The organism is Rhodococcus sp. AG1013, from assembly GCF_003350365.1.
Lineage (GTDB): Bacteria > Actinomycetota > Actinomycetes > Mycobacteriales > Mycobacteriaceae > Prescottella.
In genome coordinates this window covers 55,483-72,447 of sequence record NZ_QQAT01000014.1, presented here as the reverse complement: position 1 = coordinate 72,447, position 16,965 = coordinate 55,483, and the positions used below count along the sequence as shown (strand labels likewise).

General features: G+C 69.4%; 17 protein-coding genes. 1 reads left to right on the top strand and 16 read right to left on the bottom strand.

Annotated features, from left to right (window positions below):
- Positions 1-41: 41 nt before the first annotated feature.
- The 11 genes from mihF to DEU38_RS17455 all read right to left on the bottom strand — a co-directional run bounded on the left by mihF (position 42) and on the right by DEU38_RS17455 (position 12,062).
- Entirely contained in the window at positions 42-362 is a 321-nt protein-coding gene (gene mihF, locus DEU38_RS17505; RefSeq protein ID WP_007535578.1) for an integration host factor, actinobacterial type, read from the bottom strand.
- 474 nt (positions 363-836) lie between these two features.
- On the bottom strand, positions 837-1,685 hold the full coding sequence (pyrF, locus tag DEU38_RS17500) for an orotidine-5'-phosphate decarboxylase (RefSeq protein ID WP_114722676.1): 849 nt from the start codon (positions 1,683-1,685) through the stop codon (positions 837-839).
- Positions 1,682-5,029 (bottom strand): carbamoyl-phosphate synthase large subunit, encoded by a 3,348-nt coding sequence (carB, locus tag DEU38_RS17495; protein ID WP_114722675.1) that lies wholly within the window; start codon positions 5,027-5,029, stop codon positions 1,682-1,684. The genes pyrF and carB overlap by 4 nt, the downstream gene beginning before the upstream one ends.
- Positions 5,029-6,189 carry a glutamine-hydrolyzing carbamoyl-phosphate synthase small subunit gene (gene carA / locus DEU38_RS17490; protein ID WP_114722674.1) on the bottom strand — a complete coding sequence of 387 codons (1,161 nt, stop codon included), beginning with the start codon at positions 6,187-6,189 and terminating at the stop codon, positions 5,029-5,031. Before carA ends, carB begins: the two co-directional genes overlap by 1 nt.
- Positions 6,186-6,728, bottom strand: a complete 543-nt coding sequence (locus tag DEU38_RS17485; protein WP_114722673.1) for a transporter — start codon at positions 6,726-6,728, stop codon at positions 6,186-6,188. Before DEU38_RS17485 ends, carA begins: the two co-directional genes overlap by 4 nt.
- Complete coding sequence (locus tag DEU38_RS17480) at positions 6,728-8,047, bottom strand: dihydroorotase (protein WP_114722751.1); 1,320 nt, start codon at positions 8,045-8,047, stop codon at positions 6,728-6,730. The genes DEU38_RS17485 and DEU38_RS17480 overlap by 1 nt, the downstream gene beginning before the upstream one ends.
- 56 nt (positions 8,048-8,103) lie before the next feature.
- A complete protein-coding gene (locus DEU38_RS17475) occupies positions 8,104-9,045 on the bottom strand; it encodes an aspartate carbamoyltransferase catalytic subunit (RefSeq protein ID WP_114722672.1) in 942 nt (313 codons plus the stop codon).
- Positions 9,042-9,653: a bifunctional pyr operon transcriptional regulator/uracil phosphoribosyltransferase PyrR gene (pyrR, locus tag DEU38_RS17470; protein WP_114722671.1), complete on the bottom strand. Its 612-nt coding sequence runs from the start codon at positions 9,651-9,653 to the stop codon at positions 9,042-9,044. Before pyrR ends, DEU38_RS17475 begins: the two co-directional genes overlap by 4 nt.
- 170 nt (positions 9,654-9,823) lie before the next feature.
- Complete coding sequence (nusB, locus tag DEU38_RS17465; RefSeq protein WP_114722670.1) at positions 9,824-10,363, bottom strand: transcription antitermination factor NusB; 540 nt, start codon at positions 10,361-10,363, stop codon at positions 9,824-9,826.
- On the bottom strand, positions 10,364-10,927 hold the full coding sequence (gene efp / locus DEU38_RS17460) for an elongation factor P (protein WP_114722669.1): 564 nt from the start codon (positions 10,925-10,927) through the stop codon (positions 10,364-10,366). It lies immediately after the preceding gene.
- Positions 10,928-10,943: 16 nt separating this feature from the next.
- Positions 10,944-12,062: a Xaa-Pro peptidase family protein gene (locus tag DEU38_RS17455; protein ID WP_114722668.1), complete on the bottom strand. Its 1,119-nt coding sequence runs from the start codon at positions 12,060-12,062 to the stop codon at positions 10,944-10,946.
- Positions 12,063-12,196: 134 nt separating this feature from the next.
- Here DEU38_RS17455 and DEU38_RS17450 point away from each other — a divergent pair, with 134 nt between their 5' ends.
- Positions 12,197-12,877 (top strand): B-4DMT family transporter, encoded by a 681-nt coding sequence (locus tag DEU38_RS17450; protein ID WP_114722667.1) that lies wholly within the window; start codon positions 12,197-12,199, stop codon positions 12,875-12,877.
- Positions 12,878-12,984: 107 nt separating this feature from the next.
- Here the strand turns inward: DEU38_RS17450 and aroQ are convergent, their stop codons facing one another.
- From aroQ to DEU38_RS17425, 5 genes are read right to left on the bottom strand one after another with little or no spacing between them, the layout of a single operon-like run.
- Positions 12,985-13,413, bottom strand: coding sequence for a type II 3-dehydroquinate dehydratase (gene aroQ, locus DEU38_RS17445; protein WP_114722666.1), 429 nt, complete (start codon positions 13,411-13,413; stop codon positions 12,985-12,987).
- Complete coding sequence (aroB, locus tag DEU38_RS17440; protein ID WP_114722665.1) at positions 13,410-14,519, bottom strand: 3-dehydroquinate synthase; 1,110 nt, start codon at positions 14,517-14,519, stop codon at positions 13,410-13,412. The genes aroQ and aroB overlap by 4 nt, the downstream gene beginning before the upstream one ends.
- A 4-nt stretch (positions 14,520-14,523) precedes the next feature.
- On the bottom strand, positions 14,524-15,078 hold the full coding sequence (locus DEU38_RS17435; protein WP_114722664.1) for a shikimate kinase: 555 nt from the start codon (positions 15,076-15,078) through the stop codon (positions 14,524-14,526).
- A gap of 4 nt (positions 15,079-15,082) precedes the next feature.
- Positions 15,083-16,270 (bottom strand): chorismate synthase, encoded by a 1,188-nt coding sequence (gene aroC, locus DEU38_RS17430; protein ID WP_114722750.1) that lies wholly within the window; start codon positions 16,268-16,270, stop codon positions 15,083-15,085.
- 60 nt (positions 16,271-16,330) lie between these two features.
- Positions 16,331-16,912: an A24 family peptidase gene (locus DEU38_RS17425; protein WP_114722663.1), complete on the bottom strand. Its 582-nt coding sequence runs from the start codon at positions 16,910-16,912 to the stop codon at positions 16,331-16,333.
- Between the last annotated feature and the right edge of the window lie 53 nt (positions 16,913-16,965).

Sequence of the window (16,965 nt, the reverse complement as noted above, 5' to 3'; positions counted from 1 at the left end):
CTGCCTGACACTTGTTGTGCGTCAGCAATCACTTGTCGCGCTCAGGCCTCGAAATCGAACCTGGCGAGCAGAGCCTTGCGCTGCCGATCGCCGAGGCCACGAAGGCGACGGGTCGGAGCGATCTCGAGCTCGGTCATGATCTCCTGCGCCTTGACCTTGCCAACCTTGGGCAGGGCCTCGAGCAGAGCCGACACCTTCATCTTGCCGAGGATCTCGTCCTCTTCGGCATCCTTCAGGACCTGCTTCAGGTCGGTGCCGCCGCGCTTGAGGCGCTCCTTGAGCTCAGCCCGGGCCTTACGGGCGGCAGCCGCCTTCTCCAAAGCAGCAGCGCGCTGCTCGTCGGTCAACTGGGGAAGGGCCACGGTTCCTCCGTCTCGTCGTGTGCAAATGGTCTACAACCACTGGATAACCAGCGGCGATAGCGACCGTACTCACGCCGGGCGCCGATTGCTAACCCACCCCCCGACGTCAGCGCCCGATTCGGGTGGGTTATGCGTTCATTCGACGGTGCGTTCGAAGGGACCGCGTCCGGGCACCCACATCCGCCGACCGCCGGGCGCCGACACCCCGAAATCTCCCTGTCTTCGCAGGTCGACGGACATTTATCCCGATCGGAAGCGCCGCCGGACCGGCCCCGCGACGTGGCATGTCCCACAGTTCGTCCGGTGGGAGGCGCCAGGTCGGAAAAATTTGGAAAAGATTACGAAAACTTCCGTGCGTCAGCGCGTGTCGTGCAATCGCCGGGTGGCCCGAGCCGGCCGTCACGACGACGAAGGCCGGGTTCGGGCCGAGCCCGAACCCGGCCTTGCCGGAGATTGCACGACGCGCGCCGGCGCCTAGTCCTGCAGGAACGCGAACGCGTCGACGGAACGCGCCACGGCCTCCTGGATCGCCGACACCGACGGCCCCGCCCGCAGCACCTCGCGCGACACGCTCGGCACCACGGCACGCAGGCTGTCGCCCGCCAGCCGCCGGACGTCGTCGGCGGTGCCGCCCTGATGGCCCACACCGGGCATCAGGATCGGCCCGTGCAGGCCGCTCAGGTCGGGGGCCTGCGTGAGCGTGGCGCCCACGACGACACCGACCGAGCCCAGGACGTCCGCGCCGGCATTGCGGGCGGCGGCTTCGTCGACCATCACCTGACTGACCTTGCGGCCGTCCACGGCGGTCGAGAGCTGCACCTGCGCGCCCTCCGGATTGGACGTCGCCGCCAGCACGAACAGTCCACCGTCGTTGCGCTCGGCGAGCTCGAGCACGGGATCGAGCGACCCGAAGCCCAGGTACGGCGACACCGTCACTGCGTCGGACGCGAGCGGCGAGCCCTCCCCCAGCCACGCCTGGGCGTACGCGCTCATCGTGGAGCCGATGTCGCCACGCTTGGCGTCGGCCAGGACGAGCGTGCCGGCCTCCCGCAGGACCGTGATGGTGCGTTCGAGGACCGCGAAGCCACCGGAGCCGTACGCCTCGAAGAACGCGACCTGAGGCTTGACGAGGGCAACCCGGCCGACGAACGCCTCGACGCAGATCTCACTGAACTGCTCGAGGCCCTCGACGGTCTGCTGCAGGCCCCAGGCCTCCAGCAGCTCGGGGTGCGGGTCCACGCCGACGCACAGCGGGCCGTGATGGCCCAGTGCCGCGTGGACCCGCGCCCCGAAGGACGTGCCCGACGTCTGCTCCGACGTCACTGCTGCGAGTCCCGCAGACGCGAGTGCAGCTCCTGCAGCGACTGGACGCCGATGTCGCCGCGGATGGCGGCCTCGATGCCCTGCACGGCTGCGGACGCACCCTGCACGGTGGTGATGCACGGGATGTTCTTCGACACCGCGGCGCTGCGGATCTCGTAGCCGTCGACGCGCGGGCCGGAGTTGCCGTACGGAGTGTTGATCACCATGTCGACGTCGCCGGCCTTGATCTGCTCGACGATGGTCTGCGCACCCTCGGGCAGGTCCTCGCCGGACTGCTTGTGGACCTGCTCGCACGTGATGCCGTTGCGGCGCAGGACGTCGGCGGTGCCCTCGGTCGCGAGGATCCGGAAGCCGAGGTCGGCGAGACGCTTGACCGGGAAGATCAGCGAACGCTTGTCCTTGTTGGCGACCGAGACGAACACCGAGCCGCTGGTGGGCAGCGAGCCGTACGCGGCGGTCTGGCTCTTGGCGAACGCGGTACCGAAGTCCGCGTCGATGCCCATGACCTCGCCGGTGGACTTCATCTCGGGGCTCAGCAGCGTGTCGACGCCGGTGCCGTCGGCGCGACGGAACCGGTTGAACGGCAGCACCGCTTCCTTGACGGCGACCGGTGCGTCCATCGAGACCGTTCCACCGTCGCCCTCGGCGGGCAGCAGTCCCTGGGTGCGCAGTTCGGCGATCGACTCGCCGAGCATCACCCGGGCACACGCCTTCGCCAGCTGCACCGCGGTGGCCTTGGAGACGAACGGCACGGTCCGCGACGCGCGCGGGTTGGCCTCGAGGACGTACAGGATGTCGTCCTTGAGCGCGTACTGCACGTTGAGCAGGCCCTTGACGCCGATGCCCTTCGCGAGCGCCTCGGTGGAACGACGGACGTTCTCCAGGTCGGCGCGGCCGAGGGTGATCGGGGGCAGCGCGCACGCCGAGTCACCGGAGTGGATACCGGCCTCCTCGATGTGCTCCATGACGCCGCCGAGGTATACCTCGGTGCCGTCGCACAGGGCGTCGACGTCGATCTCCACCGCGTCCTCCAGGAAGCGGTCGACCAGCACCGGCCGGTCGTCGGAGATCTCGGTGGCGCGGGAGATGTAGCTCTCGAGCGCCTTCTCGTCGTACACGATCTCCATGCCGCGGCCGCCGAGGACGTACGACGGACGCACCAGCACCGGGTAGCCGATGCCGGACGCGATGTCGCGCGCACCCTCGAACGTGGTGGCGGTGCCGAACTTCGGAGCCGGCAGGCCGGCCTCGGTCAGCACGCGACCGAACTCGCCGCGGTCCTCCGCCAGGTCGATGGCCTCGGGGCTGGTACCCACGATCGGCACACCGGCCTCCTTGAGGCGCTTCGCCAGGCCCAGCGGGGTCTGGCCGCCGAGCTGGACGATGACGCCCGCGACGGTGCCGGACTCCGACTCGGCGCGGTAGACCTCGAGCACGTCCTCGAACGTGAGCGGCTCGAAGTACAGGCGGTCGGCGGTGTCGTAGTCCGTCGAGACGGTCTCCGGGTTGCAGTTGACCATGACGGTCTCGTAGCCGGCCTCGGACAGCGTCTGCGCGGCGTGCACACACGAGTAGTCGAACTCGATGCCCTGACCGATGCGGTTCGGGCCCGAGCCCAGGATCAGCACCTTGGGACGCTCGGTCTGCGGCGCGACCTCGGTCTCCGCCTCGGGATCGAGCTCGTACGTCGAGTAGTGGTACGGCGTCTTGGCCTCGAACTCGGCGGCGCAGGTGTCGACGGTCTTGTAGACCGGGCGCACCTTCAGCTCGTCGCGCAGCGCGCGGACCGCGTCCTCCGCGGCCTGGCCCTCACCGAACTCGGGGCGCAGTGCCGCGATCTGCCGATCCGACAGGCCGTGGTACTTGGCCTGACGCAGCAGCCGCTCGTCGAACTTCTCCGCAGCGCGGATCTGCTCGCCCAGCTCGTGGATCTGCTGCATCTGATCCAGGAACCACGGGTCGATCGCGGTCGCGTCGAACAGCTGCTCGATCGTGGCGCCCAGCGCGAACGCCTTCTCGATGCCGTACATGCGGCCGTCGTGCGGAACCTTCAGCTCCTCGAGCAGCGACTCCAAGTCCGTCGCCTCCACCTCGGGGCCCGTCCAGTAGCCGGCGCGCTTGGTCTCGAGCGAGCGCATGACCTTGCCGAACGCCTCGGTGAAGTTGCGGCCGATGGACATGGCCTCACCGACGGACTTCATCGTGGTGGTCAGCGTGCCGTCGGCGCCCGGGAACTTCTCGAACGCGAACCGCGGCGCCTTGACGACGACATAGTCGAGGGTCGGCTCGAAGCAGGCCGGGGTCTCGCCGGTGATGTCGTTGACGATCTCGTCGAGCGTGTAGCCGATGGCCAGCTTCGCGGCCATCTTCGCGATCGGGTAGCCGGTCGCCTTCGACGCCAGCGCCGACGAGCGGGACACGCGCGGGTTCATCTCGATGACGACGAGGCGACCGTCGGTCGGATCCATCGCGAACTGGATGTTGCAGCCGCCGGTGTCGACGCCGACCTCGCGCAGGATGTCGATCGAGAGGTCGCGCATCTTCTGGTACTCGCGGTCGGTGAGCGTCATGGCCGGGGCCACCGTCACCGAGTCGCCGGTGTGGACACCGACCGGGTCGACGTTCTCGATGGAGCAGATGATCACGACGTTGTCGCGACCGTCGCGCATCAGCTCGAGCTCGTACTCCTTCCAACCGAGGATGGACTCCTCGATCAGGACGTTCGCGGTGGGCGACGCGGCCAGGCCGCCGCCGGCGATGCGCTCGAGATCCGCCTCGTCGTACGCCATGCCGGAGCCCAGGCCGCCCATCGTGAACGACGGCCGCACGACGACGGGGTAACCGAGCTCGGCGACCGTGGCCTTGACCTCGTCCATCGTGTAGCAGACACGCGAGCGCGCGGACTCGCCGCCGACCTTCTCGACGATGTCCTTGAACTTCTGGCGATCCTCGCCGCGCTGGATGGCGTCGAAGTCGGCACCGATCAGCTCGACGTCGTACTTCTCCAGGATGCCCTGGTCGTGCAGCGCCACGGCGGTGTTGAGCGCGGTCTGGCCACCGAGCGTCGCCAGCACGGCGTCGATCTTGTGGCCCTTCTCCGCCTCCCGGGCGATGACCCTCTCGACGAACTCGGCCGTGATCGGCTCGACGTAAGTGGAGTCGGCGAACTCGGGGTCGGTCATGATCGTGGCCGGGTTGGAGTTCACCAGGGAGACGCGCAGGCCCTCCTCGCGGAGAACCCGGCAGGCCTGGGTGCCCGAGTAGTCGAACTCGCAGGCCTGTCCGATGACGATCGGCCCGGAGCCGATCACCAGGATGTGCTCGAGATCTGTACGACGTGGCATTACTTCTTGACTCCCTCGAGCAGGTTGGCGAAACGGTCGAACAGGTACGCGGCGTCGTGCGGGCCGGCCGCGGCCTCGGGGTGGTACTGCACCGAGAACGCGGAATCGTCGAGCAGGCGGACGCCCTCGACGGCGCCGTCGTTGGCGCATGTGTGGCTCACGACCGCGCGGCCGAACGGGGTGTCGAACTCCTGGCCTGCTTCACCCTCGAGCGCGAAGCCGTGGTTCTGCGCGGTGATCGCGATGCGTCCGGTCTCGTGCTCGACGACCGGGATGTTGATGCCGCGGTGGCCGAACTTCATCTTGTAGGTGTTCAGTCCCAGCGCGCGGCCCAGGATCTGGTTGCCGAAGCAGATGCCGAACAGCGGCAGCCCCTGGCCCAGGATCTCCTTGGTGAGGTGCACGGCACCGTCCGCGGTGGCCGGGTCGCCCGGGCCGTTGGACAGGAAGACGCCGTCGGCCTTGATGTCCAGGATGTCGTGCAGCGTCGCGGTGGACGGCAGCACGTGCACGCGCATGCCGCGCTCGGCGAACATGCGCGGCGTGTTGGTCTTGATGCCGAGGTCGATCGCCGCGACGGTGTAGCGGGCCTCGCCGCCGGCCGGCTCGACGATGTAGCCGTCCGGGGTCGACACCTCGCCGGCCAGGTCGGCGCCGAGCATCGTCGGCTGGCTCTTCACCCGATCCAGCAGGACATCCACGTCGGCGAGCGCGTCGCCCGAGAAGACGCCGGCGCGCATCGAACCGCGGGTGCGCAGGTGCCGAACCAGGGCGCGGGTGTCGATGCCGGCGATGCCGACGACGCCCTGGCGCTCGAGCTCGTCCTGCAGCGACCCGGTCGCCCGCCAGCTGGAGGTGCGGCGCGAGGGGTCGCGCACGACGTAGCCCGCGACCCAGATCTTCGACTCCGACGACTTACCGGTGGGGCCGACGGACTCGTTGTCCTCGTCGTTCCAGCCGGTGTTGCCGATCTGCGGTGCCGTCGACACCACGATCTGACGGTGGTAGCTGGGATCGGTAAGGGTCTCCTGATAGCCCGTCATGCCGGTGCTGAAGACCGCCTCGCCGAGGGTCTGCCCCACGGCACCGAACGTCGTTCCCCGGAAGACACGGCCGTCCTCGAGAACCAGGACCGCCGTATTGCTGTCAAAGCCGCTCATGCGTCTTCTCCGTTCTGCTCGACCTCACCAGAGCCCGCCGCATTCGCTGTGTCATCACTGTCTGTGTCGCGCACCCACTCGGGGTACACCGTCTTGTCGTCTCCGCGGAATCCCGTGTCGATCTCGGTGCCGGTGGGCAACTCCCACCGGATCACCAGGACTCCGTCCTTCGTCATCACTTTTCCGGCAAGGCCGCGCTCGGTGCGGATCGCCCGGATCGATCCCTCGGGAATCCAGATCGCCGACGCGCCGTCCCGCTCGAGCAGGATGCCGCCCGTCCAGCGGCTGAGCGCACCGGTCGCACGGAAGCCGATGTCGCCGACCGCGATGCGGTCCTGCCAGCTCGGGGCGATCGTGCTGCCCACGTACAGGCCGGTGCTCGGGGCGATCAACTGCTTGCCGAGGTCCGCGGGAACCTGCGGCAGCTCACCGATCCGGTCGGCCTGGCGCCTGGCCCGACCCTTCCAGCCGCGGTACATCAGGAAGATCGCCAGCGCCCAGACCGCGATGCAGCCGACCACCCACAGAATGCGCTCCATCAGTACACCTCTCCCAGTGGCCGGACCTTGCCGTCACGTGCGGTGACGCGGCCGCGCAGCACCGTGGCCGTCACCCTCGCGGGCAGCGTCATCGACTCGTACGGCGTGTTGTTCGCGACGCTGGCCAACTCCGGGCCGTGCACCGTCCACTCCGTGTCGGGGTCGACGAGCACCAGATTGGCCGGCTCGCCCACCTCGATCGGGCGACCCTGGTCGTCGAGTCCGACGATCTCGGCGGGCCGCTCGCTCATCACGCGGGCCACGCCGCGCCAGTCCAGCAGGCCCGGACGGACCATCGTGTCCACGACGATCGACAGTGCCGTCTCGAGCCCGAGCATGCCGGGGCGGGCCTGCGAGAACTCGCAGCACTTGTCCTGTTCGGCGTGCGGCGCGTGATCGGTGGCCACGCAGTCGATGATCCCCTCGGCCAGCCCACGGCGCAGCGCCGCGACATCGGAGGCCTCGCGCAGCGGCGGGTTGACCTTGTTGACCGCGTCGTACGTCTCGAGGCGCGAGTCGTCGAGCAGAAGGTGGTGCGGGGTGACCTCGGCGGTGATGGAGATGCCCTGACCGCGCGCCCACTTCACGAGCTCGACGGAGCCGGCGGTCGACGCGTGGCAGATGTGCACGCGGGCGCCGGCGTCACGGGCCAGGAGCGCGTCGCGGGCGACGATCGACTCCTCGGCGGCGCGCGGCCAACCGGTCAGTCCGAGTCGGGCCGCGGTGGGGCCCTCGTGTGCGACTGCACCCTCGGTCAGGCGCGGCTCTTCCGCGTGCTGCGCAATCAGGACGCCGAGCGACGCGGAGTACTCCAGCGCGCGGCGCATGATCAGCGGGTCCGCGACGCAGTGGCCGTCGTCGGAGAACAGCTTCACCCGGCCGACACCGGCCGCCATCGTTGCCATCTCGGCGAGCTGCTTGCCTTCGAGGCCGACCGTGACCGCACCGACCGGGTGCACGTCGACGAGCCCGACCTCCTGGCCGCGTCGCCACACGTGGTCGGTGATGACGGCGGAGTCGGCCACCGGGCTGGTGTTCGCCATCGCGAACACCGCGGTGTAACCGCCGAGGGCCGCCGCAGCCGAACCGGAGTCGATGGTCTCGGTGTCCTCGCGGCCCGGTTCACGCAGGTGCGTGTGCATGTCGACGAAGCCGGGCAGCAGGATCTGCCCCTGCCCGTCGATCACCTCGGTGTCGTCGCCGGCATTCAGTCCGGCACCGATTTCGAGGATCTGGCCGTCGCCCAGCAGCAGGTCGGTCGGATCGCCCTCGCCGTACACCAGAACGTTCTTGATCAACACGTTCCCGCTCGCGGACATCTGCGGCGCCACCTTCTCGTTTCTCGTCTTGTCGTTACTCGTTGTGTTCAGGTCGCTCACGCGACCTCTTCCGTTCCCACCAACAGCCGGAACAGCACTGCCATCCGGACGTGGACACCATTGGTGACCTGCTGCAGCACAGCCGTTTTCGGCGAATCCGCGACCGACGACGCGATCTCCATGCCGCGCAGCATCGGACCGGGGTGCAGCACCACCGCGTGGTCGGCGAGCAGGCCCAGGCGCTTCTCGTTGAGGCCGTAGGTGATCGAGTACTCGCGCGGCGACGGGAAGAACCCGCCGTTCATCCGCTCGGCCTGCACCCGCAGCATCAGGACCGCGTCGAGTCCGGGCAGTTCGGCGTCGATCGAGTGCGACACCCGCACCGGCCACGTCTCGACCCCGGCCGGCAGCAGCGTGCGCGGCGCCACCAGGACCACCTCGGCACCGAGCATCGACAGCAGCAACGCGTTCGACCGCGCCACCCGGCTGTGCAGGATGTCGCCGACGATCGCGATCCGCCGACCCTCGATGCCGCCGAGCCGCTGACGCAGCGTCAGAGCATCGAGCAGGGCCTGCGTCGGATGCTCGTGGGTGCCGTCACCGGCATTGATGATCGACGGACCGCCGTCCTCGGCGGCACCGGTCCACGCCGCGATCTGATGCGCCGCACCCGAGGCCGGGTGCCGGACGATCAGCGCGTCGGCGCCGGCCGCGCGCAGCGTCATCGCGGTGTCGCGCAGCGACTCGCCCTTCGACACCGACGAGCTGGACGCGCTGACGTTGATCACGTCGGCGCTCATCCACTTGCCGGCCACCTCGAACGACACCCGCGTGCGGGTGGAGTTCTCGAAGAACACCGTCATCACGGTCCGCCCGCGCAGCGTCGGGAGCTTCTTGACCTCACGCCCGAGTAGCGCCTGCTCGAACCGTTCGGCCTCGTCGAGTAGCTCGGTCGCGGAATCCCGGTTCAGATCCGCGATGGAGAGCAGGTGCTTCACTTCTCGTTCTCCTCTGCGTGCCCGCTCGACAGCACCACACCGTCACGGCCGTCGTGCTCGGCAAGGAGCACGGCAACATCCTCGGTGCGTGCGGTGGGCACGTTCTTGCCTACGTAGTCGGCGCGCAACGGCAGCTCACGATGTCCGCGGTCGACCAGGACCGCCAACTGGACCGCACGCGGGCGGCCGAGGTCACGCAGCGCATCGAGCGCGGATCGGACCGTCCGGCCGGAGAACAGGACGTCGTCGACGAGCACGACGAGCGCGTTGTCGACACCGCCTTCCGGAACCGAGGTCCGCTCGAGCGGGCGGTGCGGCTTGGTCCGCAGATCGTCGCGGTAGAGCGTGATGTCGAGGGAGCCGACCGGCGGGCGGACACCCGCGAACTCCTCGATCTTGTCGGCGAGGCGTGCGGCGAGCGTGGTGCCTCGGGTGGGAATCCCGATCAGGACGACGCGAGGTGCGGAACCATCCGTGGCGTCGAGCGCGGTCTTCTCGATGATCTGATGCGCGATGCGGGCGATGGTCCTGCCGACGTCGGCCGGGGACAGCAGTTCGCGCGCGTTCGCGGGGGGAAGACCGGATGAGGGCCCTTCGGGCATACGCATAGAGCGACCTCCTTCTCCGCCTCTCTGGACGGATCGTTAAAGGATGTCTGACGCCGGTCAGCCTATCAGCGGCGACCACCGCGCCAGATTCCGGGTAGGCCGAGTCCTCGAAGTGTGCCGAACGCGCTGCCGCCCACCCCGAAATCGGGATGGGCGGCAGCTTGTCCACTTCAGGACTCGGAATCTTCACCGCCGGCAGGGCCGGCGGGGGTGTCAGCGTCGTCGGCGGTGTCCGCCTTCGCGCGCTGCGAGGTCGCCGCGGCCGCGGCCCGGACCTGCGGGGCCACCAGCACGACCTGACCCAGCACTCCGTTCACGAAGCTGGGCGAGTCGTCGGTGGACAGCTCCTTGGCGAGTTCGACAGCTTCGTCGACGGCGACGACGGGCGGGACGTCCGTCGCGTGGAACAGCTCCCACACGGCGATCCGCAGGATCGCCCGGTCGACCGCAGGCAGACGCTCGAGCGTCCAGTCCTGCAGATGCGACTCGATCACCTGATCGAGCCGGTCGAGGTTCTCCGCGACACCCTGCACCACCGTCACCGTGTACGGGGCCACCGGGGCAACGGAATCGTCGCGGGTCGCGAGCTGCGCCCGCTCCTCCGCGAGATCGACCGGGTCGACGTCACGCGCCTCGGCCTCGAACAGGAAATCGACGGCCCGCTTGCGGGCCTTGTGACGTGCTCCGAGTTTCTTATGCGTACCCGACACTCAGGAATTCACGCGCCCGAGGTAGTTGCCGTCACGCGAATCGACCTTGAGCTTGTCGCCGGTGTTGATGAACAGCGGGACCTGGATCTCGGCGCCGGTCTCGAGGGTCGCAGGCTTGGTGCCACCGGTCGAACGGTCACCCTGCAGGCCCGGATCGGTGTGCTTGACCTCGAGCTCGACCGTGACCGGGAGCTCGACGAACAGCGGGGCATCCTCGTGCGTCGCGACCTGGACCTGCATGTTCTCGAGCAGGAAGCGCGCGCCGTCGCCGACGGTGGCCTCGCCGATCGGGATCTGGTCGTAGGTGTCGCCATCCATGAAGATGTAGTCGCTACCGTCGTGGTACAGGTAGGTCATGTCGCGGCGGTCGACCGTAGCGGTCTCGACCTTGACACCCGCGTTGAAGGTCTTGTCGACGGTCTTGCCCGACAGGACGTTCTTCATCTTGGTGCGGACGAACGCAGGGCCCTTGCCCGGCTTGACGTGCTGGAACTCGATGATCTGCCAGAGCTGGCCCTCGATCTTCAGTACGAGCCCGTTCTTGAAATCACTGGTGTCTGCCACTTAGTTCGCGTCTCCTTCAGACGATTACGAGATCCTTGCTGGTGAGAGTGAGGAGTTCCGGCCCCTGCTCGCGAACGACGAGCGTGTCCTCGATCCTGACGCCACCGCGCCCGGAGAAGTACACACCCGGCTCGACGGTCACCACCGCACCGCAAAGCAGTGTACCGGTGCCGAGCTTGCCGATCCCGGGTGCTTCATGGATCTCCAGCCCCACGCCGTGGCCGAGTCCGTGCAGGAACAGGTCGCCGTATCCGGCGCTCTCGATCACCGACCGGGCCGCCGTGTCCACCGCGCCGACCTCGGCGCCGGGCGCGAGCGCTGCCCGACCCGCCGCCTGCGCCTCCCGAACCAGGTCGTAGAGGTCCCGCTGCCACCGCGAGACCTTCTCCAGCACGTACGTCCGGGTCATGTCGGAGTGGTAGCCGCCGATCTGCGCACCGAAGTCCAGTTTGAGGAGGTCGCCGGACCGCAGGACGGCGTCGGTGGGTCGATGGTGCGGGATCGCCGAGTTCGGGCCGGCGGCGACGATCGTCTCGAACGAGATTCCGTCGGCACCGTGGTCGAACATGAGCGACTCGAGTTCGCGACCCACCTCGCGTTCGGTCCGCCCCGGGCGCAGTCCCCCGCGCTCGATCAACGCCGCGAGGGCATCGTCGGCCGCCGCGCACGCCCGACGCAGCAGGTCGATCTCGCCCTCGTCCTTGACGGTTCGGAGTTGCTCCACCAGACGCGGGGCGCGGGTGAAACCGATCTCCGGTGCCGCCTCGACCCAAGCGGCGTGCTGGTCGAACGTCACGACGTGGCTCTCGAAGCCGAGCTTGCCGGCGCCCCAGGCGACGGCGAGCTCGAGCAGGCGCGGCGCGCTCGCGCGGGCGATCTCCGCCCGCAGGTCCGGCACCTGCTCGGCGACCTGCACCAGGTATCGACCGTCGGTGCAGATGACGGTCCGGTCCTCGGCACCCGACTCGTCGGCGGCGGTCACGAGCAACGCCGCATTCGAGCCGGTGAATCCGGTGAGGTAGCGGATGTTGAGCAGGTCCGTCACCAGCAGCGCGTCGAGGCTGTGCTCCCGCAGGAGAGCACGAAGTCGGCCGCGGCGCGCGGCGGTCGAAGCGGTCACCCGGTGGATCGACATGCCTCCGAAACTACCCTGCAACTACCCTGCGCCCACCCTCCTCCCCCAGCGCGACAGACGTGTCCGACGCCTCTTCGACCCGTTTGTGTGGGTTAGGACACAAGTGCCGAACCCTGCTGGTTACGCTGTGTCACATGAATGGGTGGGTCGTACGCGGTCTCGGTCTGGCATTGGTACACGTCGTGGTGCGCACTTTCCTGGGAGCCGCGGTGACGCAGTGGCCCCAGCAGGGCAGCATCCTGAGGTGGTTCTCGTTGATCCTCGTGATCCTCGCGGCGTTCCTGTGGGGCGCGCTCGACGGCATCCGCGACCGTCGCGCCAATCCCGACCCGGACGAGTCCGCGGATCTGACGATGATGTGGCTCAAGGCCGCCGCCGTCGCCGGCATCCTCGCGGGCGCCGCGGCCTGGATCCTCGGACTGATCTTCGACATCGCGATCACCAACGGCTCGCTGTTCTTCGAGGTCACCTCCGGCGCAGCCTTCACCATCCTGCTGATCTTCATCCCGGCGACGATCGGCGTCGCCCTCGGCCGGTTCCTCGTGGGACGCGATTCCGCGAAGGCACGGGCCGCCGGCGCAGTCGCGTATGCGGACGACGCCGATGTCGACGTCGAAGAGTCCGCCGCCGAGAACTACGCCGGCAGCGAGTGGTCGTACGAGCACGGCACCGAGACCGGCTACGGCTACACCGACAGCGCCGCGGGAGACGGGAGCGGCGAAGGCGCGGTGCCCGCCGACAACACCGACACCGAGGTGTTCGCGCCGGTCGACCCGGACGGCAAGCCCGGTGGGGCGCACCGGGCCGACACGTAGACCGCGCAACGAACTCGCACTGAGAGACGAACGGGCCGGGGCGGATGATCCGCCCCGGCCCGTTCTGTCGTGCCAGGCTTCCCGACTCGCGTCGAGGCGCAGCTGTGTCAGCCGCGCTCGGCCAGGAACCGCAGCGCCAACGCATAGCCGGCGACGCCCAAGCCGACGATCGACCCGGTAGCCACCGAACTCAGGTACGAGTGGTGACGGAACTGCTCCCGCGCATGGACGTTCGAGATGTGCAGTTCCACCAGGCCGGCGGTCAGCTCGGCGCACGCGTCGCGCAGCACCACCGAAGTGTGGGTGAGCCCGCCCGCGTTCAGGATCACCGGCTCGCGGGCGTCCGCCGCGTCGTGGATCCAGCCGAGCAGTTCGCCTTCGCTGTCGCTCTGCCGGACGACCACCTCGATACCGAGGTCGGTGGCGGCCTTCTCACAGAGTGCAACCAGGTCGTCGTGCGTGGTCGAGCCGTAGACCTCGGGCTGCCGCTTGCCGAGCCGACCCAGGTTGGGTCCGTTGATGACCTGCACCCTCACAGCAGTACCGCCCCGCCGCTCGGGCTCTCGTCGCGTGCGACAGCCGAGTAGGCGGCGGCGAGCAGCGACGGATCCGGCCCCTCGAGCCGACCCGGCTTGGCGAGTCCGTCGAGCACGACGAAGCGGAGCAGGCCGGCGCGGTTCTTCTTGTCGGTCTGCATACCCTCGAGAAGCTGCCCGAACGCGTCGCCGTCGTACGTCGTGGGAAGACCGACCAGCTGCAGGATCGAGCGGTGCCGGTCGGCGGTGGCGTCGTCGAGTCGTCCGGCCAGGCGGCCGAGCTCGGCGGCGAAGACGAGTCCCACCGACACGGCGGCACCGTGGCGCCAGCGGTACCGCTCGCGGCGCTCGATCGCGTGGCCGAGGGTGTGGCCGTAGTTGAGGATCTCGCGCAGGTTCGACTCGCGCAGGTCGGCGGCGACCACCTTCGCCTTGACCTCGACCGAGCGGCGGATCAGTTCGGGCAGCACGGTGCCCGTCGGGTCCAGCGCGGCGGCGGGGTCGGCCTCGATGAGGTCGAGGATCACCGGGTCGGCGATGAATCCGGTCTTGATGACCTCCGCCATGCCCGCGACGATCTCGTTGTGCGGCACCGTCTCGAGCGTCGCCAGGTCGATCAGGACCGCCGACGGCTCGTGGAACGCACCGACCAGGTTCTTGCCGGCCTCCGTGTTGATCCCGGTCTTGCCGCCCACTGCGGCGTCGACCATGGCCAAAAGCGTCGTCGGGACGTGCACGATCCGCACGCCGCGCATCCACGTCGCGGCGACGAAGCCCGCGAGGTCGGTAGCGGCGCCGCCGCCGAGGCTGACGACCGCATCGCTGCGCGTCAGTCCGATTCGACCGAGCACCTCCCAGCAGAAGCCCGCGACCGCGAGGTCCTTGCCGTCCTCGGCGTCGGGGATCTCGACACGGTGGGCGTCGATTCCCTTCTCCGCCAAGGCTGCGCGCACGGCCTCCGCGGTCTCCGCGAGCGGCGGCTGGTGGAAGATGGCCACCGTGCGGGTGCCCTCGAGTTCCTCGACGAGCTCGCCGAGCAGACCTCGCCCGATGATCACGGGGTAGGGATCGGCCGTGGCGACCTCGACGCGTACCGGTTCGGTCACTTCTCTACTGCTCCGCTTCTGTGTCGTCTCTTGCCGGGTCGCCTGCGGCGGCCCCGTCGGTCAACTTGGTCACCAGCTGCTGGACGACCCGGCTGGGACTCCGGCTGTCGGTGCGTACCCGAATGGTCGCCACCTGCCGGTACAGCGGGCGGCGGCGACGCATCAGGGCGTGGTACTTGGCCTTGGGGTCGGCGCCGGCCAGCAGCGGTCGCCCCGTGTTCGCTCCGGTTCGCTTGAGCCCCTCGGCGACACTGATCTCCAGGTACACCACGGTATGCCCCGCCAACCGGGAACGGGTGCGTTCGGACAGGATCGCGCCGCCGCCCAGAGACAGGATCCCGTCGTGCGACTCGAGGGCCTCCCCGACCACCCGCTCCTCGATCTCCCGGAAGAAGGGCTCCCCATCCGTCTCGAAGATCTCCGGGATGGTGCGCCCGGTCTCGCGCTCGATCTCGGTGTCGGTGTCGAGCAACTCCAGATCGAGTGCCTGCGCGAGACGTCGGCCGATGGTCGACTTTCCCGCGCCCGGCGGCCCGATCAGGACGGCGCGCGGCGTCATCGCATCACCGCGACAGACGGGCCGCAATGCCGTCGACGTAACGCTGGTAGTTCGAGCGGGTCTCCGCGAGGGAGTCGCCACCGAACTTGTCGAGCGCGGCCTGGGCCACCACGAGCGCAACCATCGCCTCGGCCACGACACCGGCGGCCGGAACCGCGCACACATCCGAACGCTGGTGGATCGCCACGGCCTCCTCGCCGGTCGACATGTCGACCGTGGACAGCGCGCGCGGGACCGTCGAGATCGGCTTCATCGCGGCGCGCACACGCAGCGCCTCACCGTTGGTCATGCCGCCCTCGAGGCCGCCGGCGCGGTTGGTCGAACGCAGGACGCCGTCGGGGCCGGGACGCATCTCGTCGTGCGCGGCGCTGCCGCGGCGGCGTGCGGTCTCGAAGCCGTCACCGACCTCGACGCCCTTGATCGCCTGGATGCCCATCAGGGCGGCGGCGAGCTTGGAGTCGAGCCGGTCCGCGCCGCTGATGAACGAGCCGAGGCCGACCGGCAGACCGTGGACGATCACCTCGACGACACCGCCGAGGGTGTCGCCGTCCTTCTTGGCGGCCTCGATCTCGGCGATCATCGACTCTTCCGCGGCCTTGTCGCAGGCACGCACGGGGCTGGCATCGATGGCGTCGAGCGCGTCGGCGGCGGGACCGGGGCCGACGTAGGGGTCGGAGGCGCCGATCGAGATGACGTGCGAGACGACCTCGACGCCGAACAGCTGGCGCAGGAACTGACGGGCCACGGTTCCGGCCGCGACGCGGGCCGCGGTCTCACGGGCGCTGGCGCGCTCGAGGACGGGGCGGGCGTCGTCGAAGCCGTACTTGAGCATGCCCGAGTAGTCGGCGTGGCCGGGGCGCGGACGGGTCAGCGGCGCGTTGCGGGCCTGACCGGCGAGCTCCGCCTCGTCCACCGGGTCGGCGGACATGATCGTCTCCCACTTGGGCCACTCGGTGTTGCCCACCTCGACCGCGATCGGACCGCCGAGGGTGCGACCGTGCCGCACGCCACCGATGATCGTGACCTTGTCGGCCTCGAACTTCATGCGGGCACCGCGGCCGTAGCCGAGGCGACGGCGCGCAAGCTGCGCCGCGATGTCGTCGGACGTCACCTCGACGCCGGCAACCATCCCCTCGAGCATGGCAACGAGGGCGGGACCATGGGACTCTCCAGCAGTTATCCAGCGCAACACATCCAGCATCTTTCCACGAGCACGGCGTCCGGTACGACAGCGGGCCGTCCGCCGCTCCCGTCACACCGGCCACATCGCCAACGCGGTCGCCGCGCACATCGACGGACCGTGGGCGATCATCCCATCCGCTCTCCCCCGCAACACGCCCACCACGGCGGTGAGGACTGGCGCGAGGGCGGCGGCCGCGAGCCACGTCTGGGCCCCGCCGAGGCCCGCCGCGGCGCCCAGACCGAGCGCCAGTTTGACGTCGCCCGCACCCATGGCCGCGGGCGCCGTCAGGTGCACGAGCAGGTACAGCCCCGACAGCATCAGGCCGCCGACGACCGCCGTCCGCCACTGCCCCGTGGCGGTCGCGAAGCCCACGATCGCCACCGCGCCCGGAAGGGTCAGGACGTTGGGGAGACGGCGCACCCGCAGGTCGACGACACCGGCCGCGATCGTCCACCACACGAACAGCAGCGCCGGTGCGAGGGTGGGCACGAGCCCGTTCCGCACCGCGACCGCCGCGAACCCGAGTGCACACACGACCTCGCACCATCCGGCGGGCACCGGCGACTCGCGCGCGAGCCGTGCCACGACGCGCCTGGTTCCGGCCCCGGCGGCGACACCCGCCGCAACGCCCACCACACCGATCCACCACATGCCGAGAGCATGCGGTGCGGCCAGGACGCCCGGCCCCGGGAATCGGCGGCCGC

Coding starts and splice junctions, on each gene's coding strand:
- carB (WP_114722675.1), bottom strand. CDS start 5,029: ATGCCACGTCGTACAGATCTCGAGCACATCCTGGTGATCGGCTCCGGG.
- carA (WP_114722674.1), bottom strand. CDS start 6,189: ATGAGCGGCTTTGACAGCAATACGGCGGTCCTGGTTCTCGAGGACGGC.
- DEU38_RS17485 (WP_114722673.1), bottom strand. CDS start 6,728: ATGGAGCGCATTCTGTGGGTGGTCGGCTGCATCGCGGTCTGGGCGCTG.
- DEU38_RS17480 (WP_114722751.1), bottom strand. CDS start 8,047: ATGTCCGCGAGCGGGAACGTGTTGATCAAGAACGTTCTGGTGTACGGC.
- pyrR (WP_114722671.1), bottom strand. CDS start 9,653: ATGCGTATGCCCGAAGGGCCCTCATCCGGTCTTCCCCCCGCGAACGCG.
- DEU38_RS17455 (WP_114722668.1), bottom strand. CDS start 12,062: ATGTCGATCCACCGGGTGACCGCTTCGACCGCCGCGCGCCGCGGCCGA.
- DEU38_RS17450 (WP_114722667.1), top strand. CDS start 12,197: ATGAATGGGTGGGTCGTACGCGGTCTCGGTCTGGCATTGGTACACGTC.
- DEU38_RS17435 (WP_114722664.1), bottom strand. CDS start 15,078: ATGACGCCGCGCGCCGTCCTGATCGGGCCGCCGGGCGCGGGAAAGTCG.
- DEU38_RS17425 (WP_114722663.1), bottom strand. CDS start 16,912: ATGTGGTGGATCGGTGTGGTGGGCGTTGCGGCGGGTGTCGCCGCCGGG.